Source organism: Bradyrhizobium sp. CCBAU 11357 (genome assembly GCF_028128865.1).
Lineage (GTDB): Bacteria > Pseudomonadota > Alphaproteobacteria > Rhizobiales > Xanthobacteraceae > Bradyrhizobium.
The window spans coordinates 71,084-84,844 of sequence record NZ_LBJW01000016.1 but is presented as its reverse complement, the minus strand read 5'-3'; the positions used below and the strand labels follow the sequence as shown (position 1 = coordinate 84,844).

Below are 13,761 nucleotides of genomic sequence, written 5' to 3'. Positions count from 1 at the left end.
TCACCTCGGCACCTTGTGGCGGTTGCGCATGATCAGCGGGCTGCGTGCAAGGGGGCAAAGCAAAAGGAAAAGGCCATGACCAATCCCAAACCCCGGCCAACCATCGTCCATGGCGAAGCGCACGCTTATCCCGTGCTGCCGCTGCGCGACATCGTCGTCTTCCCGCACATGATCGTTCCGCTCTTCGTCGGTCGCGAGAAGTCGATCCGCGCGCTCGAAGAGGTGATGAAGAACGATGCGCTGATCATGCTCGCGACGCAGAAGAACGCGTCCGACGATGATCCGGCGCCCGATGCCATTTACGAGACCGGGACGCTTGCCAGCGTGCTCCAGCTCTTGAAGCTCCCCGACGGCACCGTGAAGGTGCTGGTCGAAGGGCTCGAGCGTGCGCGCGTGGCGAAGTACACCGATCGCGCCGACTATTACGAGGCGACCGCCGTCGCGCTCGCCGACACCGATGCGAAATCGGTCGAGGCGGAAGCGCTGGCGCGCTCGGTCGTGTCCGACTTCGAGAGCTATGTGAAGCTCAACAAGAAGATCTCGGCCGAGGTCGTCGGCGTCGTGCAGGCGATCACCGATTTCGCCAAGCTCGCCGACACCGTTGCCTCGCATCTCGCCGTCAAGATCGCCGATCGCCAGGGCATCCTGGAGACGCTGTCCGTCACCACGCGCCTGGAGAAGGTGCTGGGCCTGATGGAGAGCGAGATCTCGGTGCTGCAGGTCGAGAAGCGCATCCGCTCGCGTGTCAAGCGCCAGATGGAGAAGACCCAGCGCGAGTATTACCTCAACGAGCAGATGAAGGCGATCCAGAAGGAACTCGGCGACGACGATGGTCGCGACGAGCTCGCCGACCTCGAAGAGAAGATCTCCAAGACCAAGCTCTCCAAGGAAGCGCGCGAGAAGGCGCAGCATGAATTGAAGAAGCTGCGCCAGATGTCGCCGATGTCCGCGGAAGCGACCGTCGTGCGCAACTATCTGGATTGGCTGCTGTCGATCCCGTGGAACAAGAAGTCCAAGGTGAAGAAGGACCTGGAGCAGGCGCAAGCCATCCTGGACTCCGATCACTATGGGCTCGAGAAGGTCAAGGAGCGCATCGTCGAGTACCTCGCGGTGCAGTCGCGCGCCAACAAGCTGACCGGGCCGATCCTGTGCCTCGTCGGACCTCCCGGCGTCGGCAAGACCTCGCTCGGCAAGTCGATCGCGAAGGCGACGGGGCGCGAATTCGTGCGCGTCTCGCTCGGCGGCGTGCGCGACGAGGCCGAGATCCGCGGTCACCGCCGCACCTATATCGGCTCGATGCCCGGCAAGATCATCCAGTCGATGCGCAAGGCCAAGTCGTCCAATCCGCTGTTCCTCCTGGACGAGATCGACAAGATGGGCGCCGATTTCCGCGGCGATCCGTCCTCGGCGCTGCTCGAGGTGCTCGATCCCGAGCAGAACGGGACCTTCAACGACCACTATCTCGAGGTCGACTACGATCTGTCCAACGTGATGTTCATCACCACCGCGAATACGCTCAATATTCCGGGGCCGCTGATGGACCGCATGGAGATCATCCGGATCGCGGGCTACACCGAGAACGAGAAGGTCGAGATCTCGCGCAAGCACCTGATCCCGAACGCGGTGTCCAAGCACGGCCTGGACTCCAAGGAGTTCTCGATCGACGACGAGGCGCTGCTGCTTCTGATCCGCCGCTACACCCGCGAAGCGGGCGTGCGCAATTTGGAGCGTGAGCTCTCCACACTTGCCCGCAAGGCGGTGAAGGAGCTGATGATCTCCAAGAAGAAGTCGGTCAAGGTCACCGAGAAGACGCTGGAAGAGCTGCTCGGCGTGCCGAAGTACCGCTTCGGCGAGATCGAGAGCGAGCCGCAGGTCGGCATCGTCACCGGCCTTGCCTGGACCGATGTCGGCGGCGAGCTGCTGACGATCGAAGGCGTCATGATGCCCGGCAAGGGCAAGATGACGGTCACGGGCAATCTGCGCGACGTCATGAAGGAGTCGATCTCCGCGGCGGCGTCCTACGTCCGCTCGCGCGCGATCAACTACGGCGTCGAGCCGCCGCTGTTCGACAAGCGCGACATCCACGTGCACGTGCCGGAGGGCGCGACGCCGAAGGATGGTCCGTCCGCAGGCGTTGCCATGGCCACTGCGATCATCTCGGTCATGACCGGCATCCCGGTCCGCCATGATGTCGCGATGACCGGCGAGATCACGCTGCGCGGCCGCGTGCTGCCGATCGGCGGCCTGAAGGAGAAGCTGCTGGCTGCGGCCCGCGGCGGCATCAAGACGGTGCTGATCCCCGAGGACAACGCCAAGGATCTCACGGAGATTTCCGATGCGATCAAGGGCGGCATGGAGATCATCCCGGTCTCCCGCCTCGACGACGTCGTCGCCAAGGCGCTGGTGAAGAAGCCGGTGCCGATCGTCTGGGAAGAGGACACCAAGGTGACGGTGAAGCCGGACGGCGACGAAGCCGCCGGCGGCCTGACCGCTCACTGAGATCGCAGCTCGGAATGATGATAAAACGGCGCCTTCGGGCGCCGTTTTTGTTTGGGGGGATAGGGAGGAGGCAATGCACATCGAAGGGCAATGCCATTGCGCGGCGATCACCTTCGAGGCCGAGGTCGATCCTGAGGCAATCTCGGTCTGTCACTGCACCGATTGCCAGTCGCTGACCGGCTCGCCGTTCCGGGTGACGGCCATCTGCACCAAGGCTGATGTCCGCCTGACCCGCGGTACGCCCAAAATCTACGGCAAGCGCGGCGACAACGGCCGGATGCGCTTCCAGCATTTCTGCGCCGACTGCGGTTCCCCGCTGTTCACCAGCGGCGAGGGCGACCAGGCCGACGATTGGGGCATCCGCTGGGGTTCGATCCGCCAGCGCGACGCGCTGAGGCCCACGCGACAGATCTGGTGCCAGTCTGCGGCGGTGTGGATCGACGCCGTGCCGCTGCTGCCGGGGCGGCCGCAGGATTGAGGCCCAAGTCGGTCCAAGTCGGTCCAAGTCGTTGGGCTCATGTCGTTGGGCTGGGGTCTTGCCCGTCCGGGGCCCCTAGGGCTAAAGAGGCGGCGAGGGCGGTTAGCTCAGCTGGTTAGAGCATCTCGTTTACACCGAGAGGGTCCGCGGTTCGAATCCGTGACCGCCCACCAACCTGCATCTGGGTCACGCGTTTGCGTAGCATGCGGATCGGGCTCATCCGGCCGGCTACTGGCGCGCGATTTCGCCGCTGCGCTCGGCGGCAGGATAGCCGCGGTCCGACCCTTGTGGCCGCCATTGTCGGAACCAGGCGAGCGGATCGGCTATCAGCACGGTGAGCGGCTTGATGGTAGGCTTCTCCACGAAGGCATAGACGAGCCAGGCGATCGCGGCGAGGAAGGCCGGCAGCACGAAGGTCCGAACAAGCAAGTCCGACGTCGTGTCACGGCCGATCTGCGCCCAGCGCAAGATCATGTTCCCGACGTCTTGATGGAGCAGATAGAGCGGATAGCTGATGACGCCGATGAAGGCGAGGGCGCGGAAGGAGCGCGGCAGGACGTGGTCATACCGCGCTGCCAGGTAGACGGCGGCCGTGCCGGACCAGAGCAGCAGGGACCGGTACATCTCGATCGGGACCGAGGGCTGCTTGACGTTGAACTTCAGATGATAGAGCTCGACGGCGAACGCCACGAGGATTCCCGCTATCCCCTTGCCGGTGCGTCCCCTGACGAGAGCCGCTACGCTCACACCGGCGATGAAGAATGGGAAGAAATCGTTTGAGGTGTAGTAATCGGTGCTGGTCGTCAGCGTCCGGAAGACGGTCATCGCGCACAGCAACGCCAGCAGGCGCTGCTTGAGGCCCAATGCCATCGTCAGGAAGCAGAAGAAGTAAAACTGAAACTCGATCTGCAATGACCAATAGGCGCCATCGGGCAGATTATAGTTGGCCTGGAGGACGTTGAGCGTCGGAAGGGCTATCAACGTATAGACGTAGTGGACCCATTTCACCTCGCGGCCGTGTTCGACCAGCTCGGGCATCAAGTTCTTGAACAGCGTTGTCAGCAGGCCGCAGACGATCAGCGCGGGAAGAAGGCGGCCGAGCCGTTTCGCGGAGAAATGCCAGGCCGTTTGCGACGTCTCGACACTGAATGCGATGCAGTAGCCGCTGATGATGAAGAATAGCAGGACGCCGAACGTGCCCCGGTTGAACGCCTGCACCGGGACGAAGTGATAGAGCAGCACCCAGATGATGGAAATGGCGCGCAGGCAATCGATGCCGACCGATCGTTCCGATTTCAAGGGGCTTTCTCCTCTCCGGGCTACTTAACACAGCACCCGACGCTTGTGTCAACCTGGGGTAGCATGGCCCGGCAGCCGATCCCGCATCGTGCCGAAATCGGCCTTGCGGCGGCGAAGGACATGCGGCTAAGCCTCTTTGGGCCGATGGGAGCGATCGGCATGGTCGCGGAGAGGTTGATGCAGCAGCCGGGTGGACACGCAGAAAATGCCGACCAGATCGCTTATTGGAACGGCCCGAGCGGGCAGCGCTGGGCCGATCGCCATGCGGCGCAAGAGAACCTGCTCGGACCCATTGCCGACGTGCTGATCGACCGCGCCAAACCGAGGCCGGGCGAGCGCGTGATCGATGTCGGCTGCGGCTCCGGTGCCACGACTTTTGCGTTCGCGAAGGCTGTCGCGCCTGATGGCTTTGCGCTCGGCCTCGACGTCTCCGAGCCGATGCTGTCGCAGGCGCGGGCGCTTGCGCCAAAGGGACTGCCGCTCGATTTCGTGCAGGCGGATGCGACCGTGCATCCGTTCGAGCCGGCGAGCTTCGATCTGCTCGCTTCACGCTTCGGCGTGATGTTCTTCGCCGATCCGATTGCGTCCTTCGTCAATCTGCGGCGTGCGTTGAAGCCGACCGGACGGCTCGCCTTCGCCTGCTGGCGCGAGCCGAAGGAGAACCCGTGGATGATGGCGCCGCTGATGGCGGTCTACAAGCACGTGCCGAAGATGCCGCCGGTCGGGCCGGAGGAGCCGGGCCCGTTCGCCTTCGCCTCGGAAGAGCGCGTGACGCGCATCCTCAAAGGCGCGGGCTTCGTCGACGTGGCGATGGAGCCGCATGATCTTGCGATGGACGTCGCGATCGGCGGCGGCCTCGATGCCGCCGTCGACGGCGCGCTGCAGATCGGCCCGGCCAGCCGCGCGCTGCAGGGCCATCCGCCGCAAACGTACGAGGCCGCCAAAGCCTCGATCCGCGAGATGCTCACGCCGTTCCTGAAGGGGCAGAGCGTGGTTCTGCAGGGCGCGATCTGGATCGTGACGGCAAGGGTAACGTAGAGGCGAGATACGTTGCCCCATCGGCAGACGCCAAAGCTTGGTGCTCCCGTGCCGCACGGTCGCAGCCGCAGCGCAAGTCTATCTGGTTGGAACCGGGCTTCCGGTGCAAACAGTCGAAGTTGCGCGATATGCCCTTGCCATCTACAGTCCTCGCCCGAGCACGGAATGACACAAAATCAACTTCATGGCCGATTGCCCGGCGTTCAGGTCGGGCGTGCTGTCGCCGCTCTCGCGGTTTTCTACTTTCACACGCACCTTGCGCTCGGCTATTTCGATCCAGCACGGCTTCACACCTGGCAGTTTCTGGCGGACCGCGGTGCTGCCGGAGTGGATCTCTTCTTCGCAATTTCCGGTTTCATCGTTTGCTACGTCTCATCGGCGCCGGGCTATACGCCCTTCAACTTCCTCGCCAAGCGCTTCTTTCGCATCTATCCCCTCAATGCAGTGGCGACCATCGTCATGGTCGTGTTGTTCAGCCGCAGCATTGGCGGGCCGCCGCATGAGATCGAGCTGGACCGTGTGCTACGTTCGCTCCTGATCTTGCCGCAAAAGGCTCCGATGAATGCGGTCGGCTGGACGCTCGAATACGAGGTGATTTTCTACCTCGTCTCCGCCATCCTGATTCCCCTCGGTGGTGTCCGATTGCTGCTGCTCTGGTGCGTTGCTGCCGCTGCGATCGGGGCGGAGATCGACCCGCAGCCTCCGATGATTGCGCGTTTCGTGCACGGACACTATGCGAACTTTGCCGCTGGCGTATTCGCCTACATGATGGTCTCGCGACTTTCGCCCCGCTGGAGCTTCAGTCTGGTGCTGCTGGCTGCCGCGATTGGAGCCTACGTGTATGGGCTGCGACTGACACCCTGGATGACGCCCGTGGCGTGCTGCCTGGCCGTATCCGGTATGGCGCTCCTGCCATCTGCGCCGCGCCCGGTCGAATGGCTTGGCGACATCTCTTACGGCCTTTACGTGTGGCACTGGCCCCTCTTCATGCTCTCGCCATGGCTGGCGCGTTGGCTGCGGCTCGACACCGGAAGCGGCGAGATCTGGCGCTGGTGTCTGCTCTTGATTCTCGTCCTCGTCGCGTCCGCGTCGTGGATCTGGTTCGAGCGCCCGATCAACCGCTGGGCGGCGGGTTGGTTGGCGCGACGTTCGAAGACGGCCGTCGTGGCCGGCGCCGCAAGCTCCGATGTGAGAGGCTAGAGCTGCGATCGGCGATCAGATGCGTACCGCACCGGCTCGGTAGGACGCGCGGCATGCGAGGAAATAACCTCGCAGCCTGATTGCAACTGATGGGTGAACGGACGCCGAACGGCTTGAGAAACCCCGCTCTTGCTGCTAATCCCGAGCCGAACAGAGGTTCAGGATTCATGGCTCAGGTCTCTCGATTGCCGCAGCCGGTGCAGGCCGACCGTCTCAAGACGGGAGCGGCGACGTATTCGAGCGGCATCGCCGATGCGCAGAACTACATGAACTGGGTCATCGAGCAATTCCGCCCGTATCTGAAGGGACGGATCGTCGAAGTCGGGTTTGGTCATGGGCTCTACAGCAGGGTGCTCGGGGAACTCGGTGACTATTGCGGGGTGGACCACGACCGCGACAGCGTCGAGCAGGCCAGTCGGGCCATGCCGGACCGCAGCTTCGCCGTCTGCGACATTCTGGTTGCCGAACAGCTCCACGCGCTGTTTCCCGACGGGATCGATGCGGTGTTCACCGTCAACGTGCTCGAGCACATCGAAGACGATGCCAAGGCGGTCGCCAATCTCGTCGACGTGCTCAAGCCGGGTGGACATCTTCTCATCAGCGTTCCGGCTCTCATGCTGCTCTACAACGATCTCGACCGGCTTGCGGGGCACTTCCGTCGCTACAGCACCGCGCGGTTGCGCGATATCCTGGCGGGCCAGCCTGTCGAGCTCGTCCGGTTGAGCTATTTCAACCCGATCGGCGGACTGGGGTGGCTGGCTAACCGGTTGAAGCGGCACGACTCGTTGAACGACGACGCCGTGAATGGACAGATCGCGCTGTTCGACAGGTACATGGTTCCCCTGTCGCGGGCACTCGATCCGCTGTCGCGAAGCTTTTTCGGGCAATCCGTCACCTGCATCGCACGGCGCGTATGATTTCGGTCGTCATTCCAGCGCTGAACGAGCGTAATGGCATCGTCGACACGATCACGCGCGCGAAGGCGGTTCTCGACGGAGCCCAGCTCACTCCTTATGAAATCATCGTCGTCGACGACGGATCGACCGACGGGACCGGTGCCCTGGCCGAGCAGGCCGGCGCAAAGGTTCTGAGGCACGCCCACAACATCGGCTACGGGCGCTCGCTCAAGGACGGCATTCGCATGGCGTCCTTTGAAGTGATCGTCATCAGCGATGCCGACGGCTCCTATCCGATCGAGGCCATACCGGCACTGATCGCACGCCTCAATGAAGGCTTCGACATGGTGGTCGGCGCCCGGACCGGTCCGAACTACCGGGAGTCGATGCTGAAGTCGCCGCTGCGCGCGGTGCTCAAGGTCATCGTCGAGTTCACCGCCAACCGCGAGATCCCGGACATCAATTCCGGTCTCCGCGCCTTCCGCCGCCAGGTGGCCATTTCCTATTTCGACCACGTCAGCGACCTCTTCAGCTTCACCACCTCCCTGACCCTCGCGTACATGATGAACGCGAAGTTCGTCGATTACATTCCCATCAATTACGCCGAGCGGATCGGACGGTCCAAGGTCAATCTGTTCCGCGATTCCCTTCGTACGCTTCAATACGTCCTCGAAGCCTGCACCTACTACAATCCGCTGAAGATCTTCGTGCTGCTGGCGATGTTGTGCATGCTGCTCGCCGTGGTTTCGCTGGTCGGCGGCATCATTCTTCAGCTCGTCAGCGGTTTCGTCCTCGGGGTCGGAGCCATCCTCCTCAGCATTCTCGTCGTGGCGATGGGGCTGCTGGCGGTGCTTCTGAAGCAGATCATGAACCAGCGACCATGACCATCGATCATGCCATAGCGCGATGTGCGGCATAGCCGGAATCTTCCATCGCGACGGCCGCCCGGCTGATCGCGGCACGGTCGCGGCGATGTCTGCGGCGTTGATCCATCGCGGGCCGGACGGAGACGGTTTCTGGCTGGACCAGTCCGTCGGCTTCGCTCACCGTCGGCTCGCCATCCGGGATCTGTCGGATGCCGGCCACCAGCCGATGCTCGATCCTTCCGGACGCATCGTTGTGACCTACAATGGCGAGATCTACAACGATGGCGAGCTGCGCCGGGAGCTCGAACGCTCCTTCGGCTTCCAGTTCCGCGGGCACTGCGATACGGAAATTCTGCCCTATGCCTATCTCGCATGGGGAGAGGCGATGTTCGAACGGCTGGAGGGTTTCTTCGCCGTCGGTCTCTGGGACCGTCAGGAGCGTCGCCTGATCCTCGCGCGTGACGGCATCGGCATCAAGCCGCTCTATTACTTCGATGACCGCAGCGATGTCGTGTTCGCGAGCGAGGTGAAGGGAATCCTGGCGAGCGGGCTCGTGGCGGCGCATATCGATCCCGCTGCTCTGCACACGTTCCTGGCCGCCGGGCACACCGGGACCCGACAGAGTCTTTTCCGCGAGATCAGGCAGGTGCCTCCAGGCACGGTGATCAGCTTTGCCGCCAGCGAACGGACCGAGCGCCGGTTCTGGCGTCCGGTTCGCGCGCCGAGGGTCGACCGGTTGGATGAAGCGGTCGACCGCCTGCGGTCGACGATTCAAACGGTCGTCGAGAGCCAGATGGTGAGTGACGTGCCGCTGGGCGTGCTGCAAAGCGGAGGCGTTGACAGCTCGCTCATCACGCTCACGCTGAAGCAGCTCGGATTGAAGCCGCCGTTGTTCACGGCAGGCTTCACCGAGAAGAGCCATGATGAATCCGCCGCGGCAAAAGAGATCGCCGCAGCTGCGGGCCTGTCGGTCAGAGTGGTCGATGGGGAAGGGGGCGAGGATGCCGAGACGGCCCTTCGCGCGGTCGTCCATCATTTCGACGGGCAGTGCGCCGATACGGGTGCGCTTGGCTTCTACCGTCTGGCCGGCGCAGTCCGGCAGCATTGCAGCGTCGTTCTGTCCGGCGATGGCGGCGACGAGTTCTTCGCCGGATACGAGACCTACGCCGCAACTGCCATGGCGGAGCCCTTGCGCCGCGTCGTGCCGCGCGGCGTTGCGGGCATGACCGGCCGGTTTGCCTATGCCGCCGTCCGCGGCAACGAGAGACGTCTTCCCGCGGCGGCACAACTGGCCCGTTTTGCGCTGGGGCTCAGTGAGGAGGGCGACAGCCCGCATCTGCAATGGCGGCGGCTGGTCCCCCGATTCCTTGCCGCGAAGATCTACGCGCCGGAGATGGTCGATGTCGCCGCGGCCGATCCGTTCGCGGAATATGCGGAATATTATGCGGAGCCGCACGAAAACGTGCTGGATCGGGCACTGATCGCCGACCAGCGTTTTCATCTCCAAAGCGTGCTCACGAAGGTCGATGCGATGAGCATGGCGCATTCGCTCGAGGTACGCGTTCCGATCCTCGATCGGCGGGTGATGGACCTCGCGGGTACGATCGATGTCGCGCTTCTCAATCCCTGGCCGAAGGGCGCCCCGAAATACGTGCTCCGCAAGCTCGCCGAGCGCCTGGGTATGCCGAGGGAAGCCGCATGGTCGCGCAAGCGCGGGTTCAACGTGCCCATTGCGCAACTGATGAGGCGCGGTGGCCTGCAAGCGATTTGCGATCGCGTCTTCAACAAGGAGCCGGACGTTTTCGTGCCTTATCTCAAGCCGGATGCGATCCGGATGCTGTGGAACGAACATCTGGAGCGGCGCAGCGACAACGCCTTCGCACTATGGCCCATTCTGACGTTGGGGATATGGCTGACGGGGCTCGCGGCCCCCCGGCCGCGTTGAGCGAGCTGGACGCGCGCATGCCGGATCTGAAGGGACAGACGATCAGCGATTTCGGAGAGCAGTGGACTGCTTTCCGGGACAACCCCGGCTATTACGGGTCGGCTGATCTGCTCGGCGACCTGTTCGGCCCGCTGTTGACGCTCGACGATATCAAGGGCGCGAGGGTCGCCGACATAGGCAGCGGCACCGGACGTATCGTCAACATGCTGCTCGATGCGGGGGCCGATCGCGTCGTTGCGGTCGAACCATCGGCTGCATTCGAGGTCTTGAAGGCCAACACCACCGCCAAGGCGGACCGCATCGAGTATCTCCAGGTGCCAGGCGATCAACTGCCGCCCGGTCTTGGGCTCGACTACGTCGTCTCGATGGGCGTATTACACCATATCCCCGAGCCGGAGCCGGTCGTCCGCGCCGCGTTCGCAGCGCTTCGGCCGGGCGGACGCTGCATCGTGTGGCTCTACGGCGTTGAAGGCAACGAGACCTATTTGTCGATCGCAATCCCGCTGCGCAAGCTCACGGTGCGGATGCCGCACCGGATGCTCGTGGCGCTGTCGCATCTGCTGGAGTTCGCCCTGACTGGCTATATCTGGCTCTGCCGGATTATTCCGCTTCCGATGCGCAGCTACATGCGTTCCGTCCTGGCGAAGTTTCCGCGCTCGGTTCGCCGCCTGACCATCTACGATCAGCTCAACCCCGCCTATGCGAAATACTATACCCGCGCCGAGGCGGAGGCGTTGCTGTCCGATGCGGGATTTGCGGATGTTCAGCTCTATCACCGGCATGGTTATAGCTGGACGGTGTCCGGCACCCGCCCGGCGGGGCCGCACGCTCAATCCGCGACCGAACATACCAAGGGCTTGCATTGAAGATGAACGAGGCACGCGCCGGTCGCCCTGGATTGTTGCCTGCATTGCTGGGATGGGCAAATTCCATCGCGTGGTTCTGGATCTGGGTCGGTGCGATCGGCTTTGTCTTGACCGTTCACCTCGCCTTCCTGGTGGCCTGGCCTGATCACTTCATCCATGAGGATGGCGGCGCCTACATCATTCAGGCGGAATCGATCCTGAAGGGGCAATATATCGAGGATGCGATCAAGCGGCCGTACGGTGTGGCGGTCTTCCTTGTGCTGCTTTCGAAGCTGTTTGGCCCACACATCCTGGTCTTCGTCATCGCCCAGCACCTGATGAGCGTCGGCACCGCTCTTCTCGTTGCCGCGACCGTACGCCTGGCCGGTGCGCCCCGCTTCTTCGCGCTCCTGGCCTTTTTTTTCGCGGCGCTGCATGGCCGCATCATCCACTACGACAATACGGTGGGCGCCGAGACGATTTCCAACTTCCTGGTGAGCCTTGCGGCCTTCATTGCCGCTGGCGCAGCGTTCAGGAACTGGCCGCCATTTCTCGCTTCGGCGTGCGTGGGCTTGACGCTCGGGGCGCTCATGGTGTGCCGGTCGGCGGCGATAGGCCAGGCCGTCGTCATTCTGCTGTGGTTGCTTTTTGTGCTCGATGCCCGCTTGCTGCGTCGCCTCGGCGCGCTTGGACTGGCAGCCGTCCTGGCTTCGGCGGTCTACCTCACCCCAACGGCCATCAACGCCGTGATAGGGAAGCGGTCCACCGGCAACGAGATCCTTGCCGTGATCTCCTTCGTGATCGGCTATTCCGGAGATTTCGATCACGGCATCCATCTCGAGCATAAGGCACAGGCACGCGAGTACGTTGCGAAGATGCGGGCCGCCGACACCAGCCTTGGTTGGCCCGACGTCGGTGAATATCAATGGCCGTTCGGCGCAGTGCACCGGTTGAAGATGGCCGGGGAGAACGATGCGGATCTCGAGAGGATCGCACGTGACATCTTCATCGAGACGCTGACGACGCCTTCGACGCTGTATCGGCATCTGACCAGGCACTTCCTGCGGGAAATGCATTTCCTGCTGTTCGATGCGAATTCGGTTGCGCGGCGGGCGCCGAGCCCGCAGGGCTACGAGGCCTTCGTTCAGCGCGAGCCCTATCCATTTTTTGGCAGTCCCACCGGCTTCAAACGCGGCCAGCTGATTCAGGACTATTACAAGCCCGGCTGGCCGCTAGCGCGGTTCTTGCCGACTGCGGATCGGCTGCAGGGCTACCTGAGCGAAGTCATGCGGCATGGCTACGCGCCGAGTTCGGACCTGGTGCCGGTTTGCTGCGGCGTGAAAGTCTCCACCGAATACGATGACCGCGCGGGACCGATCGTGTGGCTGTCCTCGGCGACACTCGGGCTGGCACTCGTTCTGCTGATCGGCGTCCCCGCGAGCTATGCGGGCTTCGTTCGCCGCCTTCCGCGCGGCCTTGTTGCGGTCGGCGCCCTGATGATCCTGCTCGCGCTGGTCAGCGCCGCGTTTCCGGCCTTCCTCGTCTATGGCTTCAATCGCTACGGCTACTACGCCATTCCCTTCCTCGGCGGCTCGAGTGCCGTGCTGCTTTGGCTGCTGTTCGAAAGCATCAGGGGCCACGACGGCAAGTCCGATAGCGGCAAGGGGCAAGGCGGGCGCGTGACTGACGCCGCGGCTCGGTCATGACGCCAGGAGGTTTTCACACCACATCATCCGGCGCGAGCGCGCAGCCATTGTCGGGATGCGTCTCGACCTGAAGCGTGGTGTGGCCGATGCGGAAGGATGTCTTGAGGAGCTGCGTCGTCTGCATCAGGAATGCGTCGTCGCTGCCGGCCGGCATCACGAGATGGCAGGTCAGCGCCGTCTCGGTGGTCGAGATCGGCCAGACGTGGAGATCGTGAATCCCTGAGACGCCCGGCCGCGCCAGCAGGAATGCCCTGATTGCGGCGAGGTCGGTGCCCTTGGGCGCGGCCGCCATCGACATGTCGATGGAGCCGCGCAAGAGGCTGGTCGTGCTCCAGAGGATGGTGGCGCAGATGACGAGGCTGGTGATGGGGTCGAGCCAGAGCCAGCCGGTCCAGATGATCAGCGCGGCTGAGACGACGACGCCGAGCGAGACCGCGGCGTCGGCCGCCATGTGCAGATACGCGCCTTCGATGTTGATGTCGTCCTTGCGGCCGCTCGCGAACAGCAGGGCGGTGAAACCGTTGACGAGGATGCCGATGCCCGCGACCACCATCACGGTGACACCTGCGACCGGCTCCGGCTCGCGCAGGCGCAGGATCGCCTCCCAGCCGATGGCGCCGGTTGCGACCAGCAGGAACACCGCATTGGCCAGCGCCGCCAGGATGGTGGAGGCGCGAAAACCGTAGGTGAAGCGGCCGCTGGGTGCGCGGCGGGCTGCGATCGAGGCGCCCCAGGCAATGACGAGGCCGAGCACGTCGGACAGGTTATGGCCGGCATCGGCGAGCAGGGCGGTGGAGTTGCCGACATAGCCGTAAATCGCCTCGGCCACGACGAGCGCGGTGTTGAGCGTAATGCCGAGCGCGAACGCCTTGCCGAAATTGGCGGGCGCATGGACATGGCCGTGCCCGTGACCGTGATCGTGGCCATGCGCATGCGAGTGGCCCGCATGATCATGGTGGTGATGACCGTGGTGGTCGTGGCTGCCCAAT

At 63.6% G+C, this 13,761-nt stretch carries 11 protein-coding genes and 1 tRNA gene; 10 read left to right on the top strand and 2 right to left on the bottom strand.

Going from position 1 to position 13,761, the window contains the following annotated elements:
• Positions 1 to 75 precede the first annotated feature (75 nt).
• The 3 genes from lon to XI05_RS03715 all read left to right on the top strand — a co-directional run bounded on the left by lon (position 76) and on the right by XI05_RS03715 (position 3,150).
• Positions 76 to 2,499 (top strand): endopeptidase La, encoded by a 2,424-nt coding sequence (gene lon / locus XI05_RS03725; RefSeq protein WP_172783507.1) that lies wholly within the window; start codon positions 76 to 78, stop codon positions 2,497 to 2,499.
• Positions 2,500 to 2,572: 73 nt separating this feature from the next.
• A complete protein-coding gene (locus XI05_RS03720; RefSeq protein ID WP_271498726.1) occupies positions 2,573 to 2,977 on the top strand; it encodes a GFA family protein in 405 nt (134 codons plus the stop codon).
• 96 nt (positions 2,978 to 3,073) lie between these two features.
• A tRNA-Val gene (locus XI05_RS03715) sits at positions 3,074 to 3,150 on the top strand.
• Positions 3,151 to 3,205: 55 nt separating this feature from the next.
• Here the strand turns inward: XI05_RS03715 and XI05_RS03710 are convergent.
• On the bottom strand, positions 3,206 to 4,276 hold the full coding sequence (locus XI05_RS03710) for an acyltransferase family protein (RefSeq protein WP_271498723.1): 1,071 nt from the start codon (positions 4,274 to 4,276) through the stop codon (positions 3,206 to 3,208).
• Between the two features lie 177 nt (positions 4,277 to 4,453).
• On the opposite strand from XI05_RS03710, the gene XI05_RS03705 reads away from it, so the two are divergent.
• From XI05_RS03705 to XI05_RS03675, 7 genes are all read left to right on the top strand, one after another.
• Positions 4,454 to 5,314 (top strand): class I SAM-dependent methyltransferase, encoded by an 861-nt coding sequence (locus XI05_RS03705; protein WP_271499218.1) that lies wholly within the window; start codon positions 4,454 to 4,456, stop codon positions 5,312 to 5,314.
• Between the two features lie 165 nt (positions 5,315 to 5,479).
• Positions 5,480 to 6,514, top strand: a complete 1,035-nt coding sequence (locus tag XI05_RS03700) for an acyltransferase family protein (RefSeq protein WP_271498720.1) — start codon at positions 5,480 to 5,482, stop codon at positions 6,512 to 6,514.
• Between the two features lie 167 nt (positions 6,515 to 6,681).
• Positions 6,682 to 7,431: a class I SAM-dependent methyltransferase gene (locus tag XI05_RS03695; protein WP_271498719.1), complete on the top strand. Its 750-nt coding sequence runs from the start codon at positions 6,682 to 6,684 to the stop codon at positions 7,429 to 7,431.
• Positions 7,428 to 8,294 (top strand): glycosyltransferase family 2 protein, encoded by an 867-nt coding sequence (locus XI05_RS03690; protein ID WP_271498718.1) that lies wholly within the window; start codon positions 7,428 to 7,430, stop codon positions 8,292 to 8,294. The genes XI05_RS03695 and XI05_RS03690 overlap by 4 nt, the downstream gene beginning before the upstream one ends.
• 22 nt (positions 8,295 to 8,316) lie before the next feature.
• Complete coding sequence (gene asnB, locus XI05_RS03685) at positions 8,317 to 10,221, top strand: asparagine synthase (glutamine-hydrolyzing) (protein WP_271498715.1); 1,905 nt, start codon at positions 8,317 to 8,319, stop codon at positions 10,219 to 10,221.
• Positions 10,222 to 10,238: 17 nt separating this feature from the next.
• Complete coding sequence (locus XI05_RS03680; protein ID WP_271498713.1) at positions 10,239 to 11,087, top strand: class I SAM-dependent methyltransferase; 849 nt, start codon at positions 10,239 to 10,241, stop codon at positions 11,085 to 11,087.
• Positions 11,084 to 12,772 carry a hypothetical protein gene (locus XI05_RS03675; RefSeq protein ID WP_271498711.1) on the top strand — a complete coding sequence of 563 codons (1,689 nt, stop codon included), beginning with the start codon at positions 11,084 to 11,086 and terminating at the stop codon, positions 12,770 to 12,772. Before XI05_RS03680 ends, XI05_RS03675 begins: the two co-directional genes overlap by 4 nt.
• 13 nt (positions 12,773 to 12,785) lie before the next feature.
• Here the strand turns inward: XI05_RS03675 and XI05_RS03670 are convergent, their stop codons facing one another.
• Entirely contained in the window at positions 12,786 to 13,760 is a 975-nt protein-coding gene (locus XI05_RS03670; RefSeq protein WP_271498710.1) for a cation diffusion facilitator family transporter, read from the bottom strand.
• Between the last annotated feature and the right edge of the window lies 1 nt (position 13,761).